This window comes from Prevotella sp. LMAG:51 (assembly GCF_008680225.1).
GTDB lineage: Bacteria > Bacteroidota > Bacteroidia > Bacteroidales > Bacteroidaceae > Prevotella > Prevotella pectinovora.
Genome location: NZ_NALQ01000020.1, coordinates 1 through 8,419, shown reverse-complemented (window position 1 = coordinate 8,419; position 8,419 = coordinate 1). Strand labels below are relative to the sequence as shown.

8 protein-coding genes are annotated in these 8,419 nt (G+C 44.3%); 6 read left to right on the top strand and 2 right to left on the bottom strand.

Annotated features, from left to right (window positions below; genetic code table 11):
* The coding region (gene mscL / locus CCC32_RS07030) for a large conductance mechanosensitive channel protein MscL (protein WP_287073304.1) at nucleotides 1-200 on the bottom strand (200 nt) is incomplete at its 3' end.
* Between the two features lie 200 nt (nucleotides 201-400).
* Between mscL and gap the strand changes: the two genes are divergently transcribed.
* The 3 genes from gap to CCC32_RS07015 all read left to right on the top strand — a co-directional run bounded on the left by gap (nucleotide 401) and on the right by CCC32_RS07015 (nucleotide 3,407).
* Nucleotides 401-1,432, top strand: a complete 1,032-nt coding sequence (gene gap / locus CCC32_RS07025) for a type I glyceraldehyde-3-phosphate dehydrogenase (RefSeq protein ID WP_287073301.1) — start codon at nucleotides 401-403, stop codon at nucleotides 1,430-1,432.
* Nucleotides 1,433-1,566: 134 nt separating this feature from the next.
* Complete coding sequence (miaA, locus tag CCC32_RS07020; RefSeq protein WP_082027860.1) at nucleotides 1,567-2,478, top strand: tRNA (adenosine(37)-N6)-dimethylallyltransferase MiaA; 912 nt, start codon at nucleotides 1,567-1,569, stop codon at nucleotides 2,476-2,478.
* Nucleotides 2,475-3,407, top strand: coding sequence for a diacylglycerol/lipid kinase family protein (locus CCC32_RS07015; RefSeq protein ID WP_044064428.1), 933 nt, complete (start codon nucleotides 2,475-2,477; stop codon nucleotides 3,405-3,407). Before miaA ends, CCC32_RS07015 begins: the two co-directional genes overlap by 4 nt.
* A 106-nt stretch (nucleotides 3,408-3,513) precedes the next feature.
* On the opposite strand, the gene CCC32_RS07010 is transcribed toward CCC32_RS07015, so the two are convergent.
* Nucleotides 3,514-4,218: a Crp/Fnr family transcriptional regulator gene (locus CCC32_RS07010; protein WP_287073297.1), complete on the bottom strand. Its 705-nt coding sequence runs from the start codon at nucleotides 4,216-4,218 to the stop codon at nucleotides 3,514-3,516.
* Nucleotides 4,219-4,486: 268 nt separating this feature from the next.
* On the opposite strand from CCC32_RS07010, the gene CCC32_RS07005 reads away from it, so the two are divergent.
* The 3 genes from CCC32_RS07005 to CCC32_RS06995 form a co-directional block, all read left to right on the top strand.
* Nucleotides 4,487-6,436: a glycogen debranching enzyme N-terminal domain-containing protein gene (locus tag CCC32_RS07005; RefSeq protein WP_278840870.1), complete on the top strand. Its 1,950-nt coding sequence runs from the start codon at nucleotides 4,487-4,489 to the stop codon at nucleotides 6,434-6,436.
* A 13-nt stretch (nucleotides 6,437-6,449) separates the two neighbouring features.
* The gene (locus CCC32_RS07000) at nucleotides 6,450-7,715 is read left to right on the top strand and encodes a glycosyltransferase family 4 protein (RefSeq protein WP_287073292.1); all 1,266 of its coding nucleotides are present in this window, start codon (nucleotides 6,450-6,452) and stop codon (nucleotides 7,713-7,715) included.
* Between the two features lie 33 nt (nucleotides 7,716-7,748).
* Nucleotides 7,749-8,419 (top strand): glycoside hydrolase family 57 protein (locus CCC32_RS06995; protein WP_287073290.1); only part of this gene is annotated, 671 nt, incomplete at its 3' end.

Here is an 8,419-nt window from a genome sequence, read left to right as displayed (position 1 = left end):
ACGTCAACCGATGGCAGTGTTACTTTCAGATCTCTGAAATTGACACCTCCGATAAGCCATCCGATGGGCGGCATGATGATGTCGTTCACTATAGAAGATATGATTTTTCCGAAAGCGCCACCGATAATCACACCGACTGCCATGTCAACGGCATTTCCTTTTACCGCAAACTCCTTAAATTCATTTATAAATTTGCCCATAGATTATTTTTATATAATTTAATAATTAAAGTTGATGCAAATATAGATATTTTTTGTAACTTTGCCGCCGTTAAAGAGGGAAAAGTTTAAAGTGGATGCTAATTTTCTCTTTTATATAATAGTAGAATTCAGGTATAACTGATTAGGCATGTAATTTAAAAGAAATATTTTATTATTTTCAACTTAAAATAAACATTACAATGATTAAGATTGGTATTAACGGTTTTGGTCGTATCGGCCGTTTCGTTTTCCGCTCAACATGTGAGGCTGAGAACGCAAAAGAAGTTCAGGTTGTAGCTATCAACGATCTTTGCCCTGTAGATTACATGGCATATATGTTGAAGTATGATACAATGCACGGACGTTTCAACGGTACAGTTGAGGCAGATGTTGAGAAGAGCGAGTTGATCGTTAACGGAAACCACATCCGCGTTACTGCTGAGCGTGATCCTGAGAACTTGAAGTGGGACGAGGTAGGTGCAGAGTATGTAGTAGAGTCTACAGGTCTCTTCCTCGCTTATGATAAGGCTGAGAAGCACTTGAAGGCAGGTGCTAAGTACGTAGTGCTTTCTGCTCCTTCAAAGGCTGACGCTAACGGAAATCAGGCAGACATGTTCGTTTGCGGTGTAAACACAGACAAATACAACGGACAGAAGATCGTTTCTAACGCTTCTTGTACAACTAACTGCTTGGCTCCTATCGCTAAGGTGCTGAATGACAACTTCGGTATCGAGAACGGTTTGATGACTACTGTTCACTCTACAACAGCTACACAGAAGACTGTTGACGGACCTTCTATGAAGGACTGGAGAGGTGGTCGTGCCGCTGCTGGCAACATCATCCCTTCTACAACAGGTGCAGCTAAGGCTGTAGGTAAGGTTATCCCTGAGCTGAACGGCAAGCTGACAGGTATCTCTATGCGTGTACCTACATTGGACGTATCTGTAGTTGACCTGACTGTAAACCTCGCAAAGCCTGCTACTAAGGAGGCTATCTGCGCTGCTATGAAGGCTGCTTCAGAGGGCGAGTTGAAGGGTGTACTCGGATACACAGAGGATGCTGTTGTTTCTTCTGACTTCCTTGGCTGCCCATTGACTTCTATCTTCGACGCTAACGCAGGTGTATACCTCACAGACAACTTCGTAAAGGTTGTTTCTTGGTATGACAACGAGATCGGTTACTCTCACAAGGTTGTTGACCTGATCAAGATCATGAAGAAGCACAATGGTTAATTCATTGGCGTTTTTTCCGCAATTATAAAAAAAAGACCGTTCGGCATTGCCGTGCGGTCTTTTTTTATTAATTTTGTAAACCAATATTGTATTTCTAACTTTAAACGTAACTTGATATAGCCGAAATGATACCGATGATAACAATTCTTGGCCCTACGGCAAGTGGCAAGACCGATATTGCCGCACATCTTGCAGCCGAACTGTCTGCAGAGATAATTTCTGCTGACAGTCGTCAGGTGTACAGGCGAATGGATATTGGTACAGGAAAAGACCTTGCGGACTATGTCGTTGATGGCAAGCGTGTGCCTTACCATCTGATAGATATTGTTGAGCCAGGCACCAAGTATAACCTATTTGAGTATCAGAGGGACTTTCTTGAGGCGTATAATGATATAAGGAGTCGTGGCAAGAATGTAATTTTGTGTGGTGGAACCGGTTTGTATATAGAGTCGGTGCTCAAGGGGTACAGACTTATTCCAGTGCCGGAAAATAAAGAGCTGAGGCATAAACTTGAGGGAAAATCCCTTCTCGAATTGACGTCAATTCTCGAACGTCTAAAGGCTGAAAACAACTCCAATATGCACAATTCTACGGATGTCGATACTTCTAAACGTGCAATACGTGCCATAGAAATTGAGATGGCGTACAAAGAGGCGCATATTGAAGAAAGGACATTTCCGAAGATAGACAATGTTATTATCGGTGTAGGCATAGACAGGGATTTGCGTCGCATGAAAATCACGCGGAGACTTGACCAACGCCTTCAGGACGGAATGGTTGACGAAGTGAAATCCCTGCTTGATTCTGGCATACCTGCCGACGACCTCATATATTATGGACTTGAGTATAAGTTCGTGACAGAATATATATTAGGGAAATCGACGTTTGAAGAGATGCACCGTTCATTAGAGATTGCAATACATCAATTCGCCAAACGGCAGATGACATGGTTTCGTGGTATGGAGCGTCGTGGTTTTACTATCCATTGGATAGATGCAGCTGATAGTATGGAAGAGAAAATTAACGAAATAAAGAAGGTATTATGAAAGAGCAAACTCGTTGGGGAATACTTTATTGCCCTAAGCACAGTGTCACAAGTCCGATGCGACGTTGGAAGAAAATAGAGAAGATACTCAATGCGTATCAAATCGACTATGATTTCGTTCAGAGTGAGAGTAGCGACAGTGTGGTTCGGCTAATCTCGATGTTTATCAGCAATGGCTATAAGACTATAGTTGTTGTCGGTGGAGATTCTGCGCTTAATGATGCCGTGAATTGTCTGATGAGTACCGACAAGGCTACTCGTGAATCAATAGCTCTTGGAGTTATTCCAAATGGAATGATGAATGAGTTTGCCCGTTATTGGGGGTTCAAGGAGAGTGAGCCTGAGCAGACCATAAAATGGTTTCAAGAAAGGAGGATAAGGAAGGTAGACCTCGGTTGTATCCGATATACAAATAAGAAGAACGAAAAGTGTCATCGTTATTTCCTTAATTGTGTTAATATAGGACTGTTGTCTGCAATAATGAATCTCAGAAACCAGACTCGTCGTCTTCTTGGTTCGCGTACTTTGTCATACCTGTTCTCTATGGCTTTGATGGTGTTCCAGCGTCTGGAATACAAGATGCATCTGAAAATAAACAATGATGTTGTCAAGCGTAAGGTGATGACTGTATGTGTTGGCAACGCTGAGGGTTATGGCCAGACGCCCAATGCTGTGCCGTATAATGGGTTGCTTGATGTCTCGGTGGTTTACCATCCAGAGATGATGCAGTTGATAGAAGGCTTTTATCTTTTGTTTACAGGTAAGTTTCTCAACCACAAGAGCGTACACCCTTATCGTACTCGTCGTGTTGATGTTCTTGATGCTTCTCATGCTATGGTATCCGTAGACGGCAGACTGCTCAAGACACCAGTCGGTGAGTATAGTATAGAGGTGGAGCAGGAAGTCATCAATTTCCTTATTCCTGAGTAATTACTATTATATGTTGTCTCTCATTATGGCAGATATCCGTCAAATACGACATTGTGGACTAATGACCGTTAATGGGTAAATAGTGTAGGGCGTAGTAGTGTTGTATTTATCCGTTTTCGGATATCTTTTTCAACTCGTTCTCGTTGATGATTTTTATTTTCCTTCCGTCTATCGCTATGATTTTTTCAGCAGCGAAGGCGGAAAGGGTTCTTATGGCATTGCTCGTTGTCATGTTAGACATGCTGACGAGCTCCTCTCTGCTGAGGTATATGCTCATTGTATATCCGTCGGCTTCAATCCCATATCTGTCTTTAAGTATAATTAGCGTTTCTGCCAGTCTGCCGCGGATATGCTTCTGTGTGAGGTTTATTGTCCTGCAATCAGCTTTTCCCAGTTCTATTGCCAGTTGTTTGATTAGTTGCATACATACATTGTTGTTTTGGTGCATCAGCTTGACAACCAGCTTCATAGGCATCGAAGCAACAATCGAATGTTCAAATGCAATTGCCGACGTGAGATAGTCGTCTTCTGCAAAATATGCTCTGAAGCTGAATATCTCTGACTGGCGTATTGTACGCAAAATCTGGTCGCGTCCCATTGCGCCGCTTTTGCATATCTTTACCTTTCCTGTGATGAGCCATTTGATGCTTTCAGGTATTTCCAGTTCTTTGTATATATAGTCGTTCTTGTTGTACTCCTCAACCGTTATATTCTCTGAAATTATCTTTTTCTCGTTGTCTGTCAGTGGTTCCCACAGGCTAAAAATGATATCTTCAATCTTTTCCGTGCTAATTTCTTTGACTTTTACCATTTACCAAAACCTATTGTGCTGTTTGAGTTGTTTTGTCCTTAGACTCTTTTCAATTTGCAAAAATACTGCTTTTTTCTTAAATGTTTAAACTTTACACTCAATTTTTATGTTATATAACATCTATTCCGGATTTGTTCCGAAAAAATGAACACATTATTTTGTGGAATTAATAATTATGATTATTTTTGAAGTGCCAAACGATTGTATGGTTTCTATGCTTCAAGTTTGGTATAACATAATAAATGTATTAACACCTTAATAGAATATTATGAGCTATCTTCGATTTGAAAGAAGTCTGATGACCAATTTGGAAGAGTCTCTTTCCAGAGAGCTGCTCCGCACCAACCGGTCTGGCGCGTATTCTTGTTCGACGATTGTTGACTGTAATACTCGCAAGTATCATGGGTTGTTGGTAGTGCCCGTTCCTGAATTGGATGAAGAAAATCATGTATTGCTCTCCTCGTTGGACGTTACAGTAGTTCAACATGGTGCCGAGTTCAATCTTGGCCTTCATAAGTATCGCGGAAACAACTTCAGCCCCAATGGCCACAAGTACATCCGTGAATTTAATTGTGACAGTGTGCCGACTACCATTTATCGTGTCGGGGGAGTCGTTCTGAAGAAAGAAGTCGTGTTCCAGCATTATGAGGACAGGATTCTTCTGAGATATACTTTGCTTGACGCCCATAGTTCCACAACGCTTCGCTTCCGCCCGTTTATGGCATTCAGAAGCGTCAGGGAGTTTACTCATGAGAATTCAGCGGCAAATAGGGATTACCAGCTTGTAGACAACGGAATCAAGACCCAGATGTATAAAGGTTATCCTTATTTGTATATGCAGTTCAGTAAGGGCAACGAGTTTGTCTTCCATCCTGACTGGTATAGAGGAATAGAATATCCAAAGGAACAGGAGAGGGGTTACGATTCTTATGAGGATCTTTATGTGCCTGGATATTTTGAGACAGAAATCAAGAAGGGCGAGAGTATTGTCTTTTCAGCCTCAACGTCAGAGATCAAGACTGGAGGATTGCTGAAACTCTTCCAGAAGGAAGTTGACGAAAGAAATCCGAGAGACAATTTCTACCATTGTCTTGTAAATGCCGCTCACCAGTTCCATAACACCAAGAATGGTTCTGAGTGTTATCTGCTCTCCGGTTATCCTTGGTTCAAGAGCAGGGCTAGAGACACGTTCATCTCCCTCCCTGGTCTTACATTGTCAATAGACGAAGTGGGCTACTTTGAAAAGGTGATGGCTACTGCCGAGAAGGGTTATAAGGAATTCATGCGTGAGAAACCCGTTACCGTTAGTCTATCCGAGATAGACCAGCCCGATGTGCCATTATGGGCAATATGGTCTATTCAGCAGTATGCCAAAGTGGTAGGTGATGAGAAATGCCTTAAGAAATATGGCAAATTCATTTTTGACATTCTCCATTTCCTCTTGGAAGGCAAACATCCATATATGCGTGTAGAAGATAACGGTCTTGTATATGTTGACGGAAAGGGTAAGGTCATGACATGGATGAACTCCACTGTGAACGGCAGACTTGTCGTACCTCGCAACGGATATATAGTGGAAATCAACTCTTTGTGGTATAATGCTTTGGGCTTTGCCGCAAGACTCAACAAGATAGAAGGAGACGCTCAGTTTACGGAGACGCTTGAGGAATTGTCGGCACGATGCAAAGAGTCGTTCGTAAAAACATTCCTCAATGACTATGGCTATCTTTTCGACTATGTCGACGGCAATATGATGGATTGGAGCGTCAGACCTAATATGCTGTTTGCCATAGCTCTCGACTATTCGCCTCTCACGGCAGACCAGCGTAAAAGCATCCTTGATGTCTGTACCAGGGAATTGCTCACGCCAAAGGGCATGCGAACCCTTTCGCCAAAGAGCGGCGGCTATAATCCTATATGTGCCGGTCCGCAGGTGCAGCGTGACCTGTCTTACCATCAGGGCACGGCATGGCCATGGCTTGGCGGTTTCTATATGGAAGCATGTCTCAAGATATATCGTCGCACGAGGCTCAGCTTCATCGAGCGTCAGCTGGTGGGATATGAGGACGAGATGCAGACAAACTGCCTCGGCACCCTGCCCGAGATGTTCGACGGCAACCCTCCGTTCAAGGCTCGCGGAGCCATATCCTTTGCGATGAATGTAGGAGAGACATTGCGCACTTTGAGTATATTGGAAAAATACACAGATATAATATAAGGAGGAAGACAGTATGAAAGTTTTAATGTTTGGCTGGGAGTATCCTCCTCATGTATACGGTGGTCTTGCAACTGCAAATTTCGGAATCACTCAGGGTCTTCATGCCCAGGGCGACATTGACATAACATTGTGCTTGCCAAAGCCATTTGGTGATGAGGACCATACAGCAGCGCGTATCGTGGCGATGAATTGTGTGCCTATAGCCTGGCGCAACGTAGACTACGACTATGTGAAGAGTAGAATCGGCAATGTGATGGACCCCGATTATTATTATCGTCTGCGCGATCATCTCTATGCGGATTTCAATTATATGTATGTCAACGAGCTTGGATGCATGGATTTCGCCGGCGGTTACCCGTCAAATCTCCACGATGAGATAAACAACTATTCCATAATAGCTGGAGTGGTGGCTCGCACCGAGGATTTCGACATTATCCACGCCCACGACTGGCTTACTTACCCAGCCGGCATCCATGCCAAGCGGGTTAGTGGCAAACCGCTCTGCATCCACGTGCATGCCACGGATTTTGACAGGAGCCGAGGAAATGTGAACCCTACGGTGTATTCTATTGAGAAAGACGGAATGGATAATGCCGACTGCATCATGTGTGTGTCTGAGCTGACACGCCAGACAGTGATAAACCAATACCATCAGGACCCACGCAAGTGCTTTGCCATGCACAATGCCGTTTATCCATTGCGTCAGGAGCTACAGGACATTCCTCGCCCCGACCACACCGGCAAGGAGAAGATTGTGACCTTCCTCGGTAGGCTCACAATGCAGAAGGGGCCGGAGTATTTTGTCGAGGCCGCCAATATGGTGCTGCATCGCACCCGTAATGTGCGTTTCTGCATGGCAGGCAGCGGTGACATGATGGACCAGATGATTTATCTTGCTGCCAAGAGAGGCATTGCCGACCGTTTCCACTTCCCAGGCTTCATGAGAGGCAAGGAAGTCTACGAATGTTTGAAGGATTCCGACGTTTATGTCATGCCGTCTGTCAGCGAGCCGTTCGGAATCTCGCCTTTGGAGGCTATGCAATGTGGCACGCCTACGATAATCTCCAAGCAGAGTGGTTGCGGCGAGATTCTCACAAACTGCATTAAGGTGGACTATTGGGACGTTCACGCCCTTGCTGACGCCATCTACTCCATCTGCCACAATGACAGCCTTTTCCATTATCTCCAGGAGGAGGGCAAGAAGGAAGTCGACCAGATTACATGGGAGAAGGTGGGCTTGAGGATAAGAAAACTCTACGACCAGCTGCTTTCGCGTTAGTCAATATGATAATTAACAAAAAATCTATATAAGATGAAAACAATTTGCTTATATTTTGAAATACACCAGATAGTCCATTTGAAGAGATACCGTTTCTTTGACATTGGAACAGACCATTACTATTATGACGACTATGAGAACGACAGAAGCATAGGCGAAATAGCCGAGCGTTCTTATATGCCTGCGCTCAATGCGTTCCTTGACATGATAAAAGAAAACGGCGACTATTTCAAGGTTGCCTTTTCGCTTTCCGGAGTTGGTCTCGAGCAGCTTGAGTTGCATGCCCCACAGGTGATAGCCAAGCTTCAGGAACTCAACGACACTGGCTGCGTGGAATTCCTGGCCGAGCCATATTCTCACGGACTTTCCTCTCTTGCCAACGACGAGTGTTTCATCGCCGATGTCAGGAGGCAGATGTCGAAGATGGAAGAATATTTCGGCAAGCGTCCTACCGTATTGCGCAACTCCTCGCTCATCTATAGCGACGAGATAGGCAATGTGGCAGCTTCTATGGGCTTCAAGGGAATGCTGACAGAAGGCGCCAAGCACGTTCTCGGTTGGAAGTCTCCGCATTATGTCTACAACTGTTGTCAGGCTCCTGGTCTGAAGTTGCTTCTCCGCGATATAGATCTCAGCGACGATATCAGTCTGCGCTTCAACGACAGTGACTGGGAAGGCTATCCGTTGTTTGCCGACAATTATGT

Bases quoted from the DNA above. Each gene is read 5' to 3' on its own strand.
- CCC32_RS07005 (WP_278840870.1), top strand. From the start codon at position 4,487: ATGAGCTATCTTCGATTTGAAAGAAGTCTGATGACCAATTTGGAAGAG.
- CCC32_RS07010 (WP_287073297.1), bottom strand. From the start codon at position 4,218: ATGGTAAAAGTCAAAGAAATTAGCACGGAAAAGATTGAAGATATCATT.
- miaA (WP_082027860.1), top strand. From the start codon at position 1,567: ATGATAACAATTCTTGGCCCTACGGCAAGTGGCAAGACCGATATTGCC.
- CCC32_RS07000 (WP_287073292.1), top strand. From the start codon at position 6,450: ATGAAAGTTTTAATGTTTGGCTGGGAGTATCCTCCTCATGTATACGGT.
- CCC32_RS07015 (WP_044064428.1), top strand. From the start codon at position 2,475: ATGAAAGAGCAAACTCGTTGGGGAATACTTTATTGCCCTAAGCACAGT.
- gap (WP_287073301.1), top strand. From the start codon at position 401: ATGATTAAGATTGGTATTAACGGTTTTGGTCGTATCGGCCGTTTCGTT.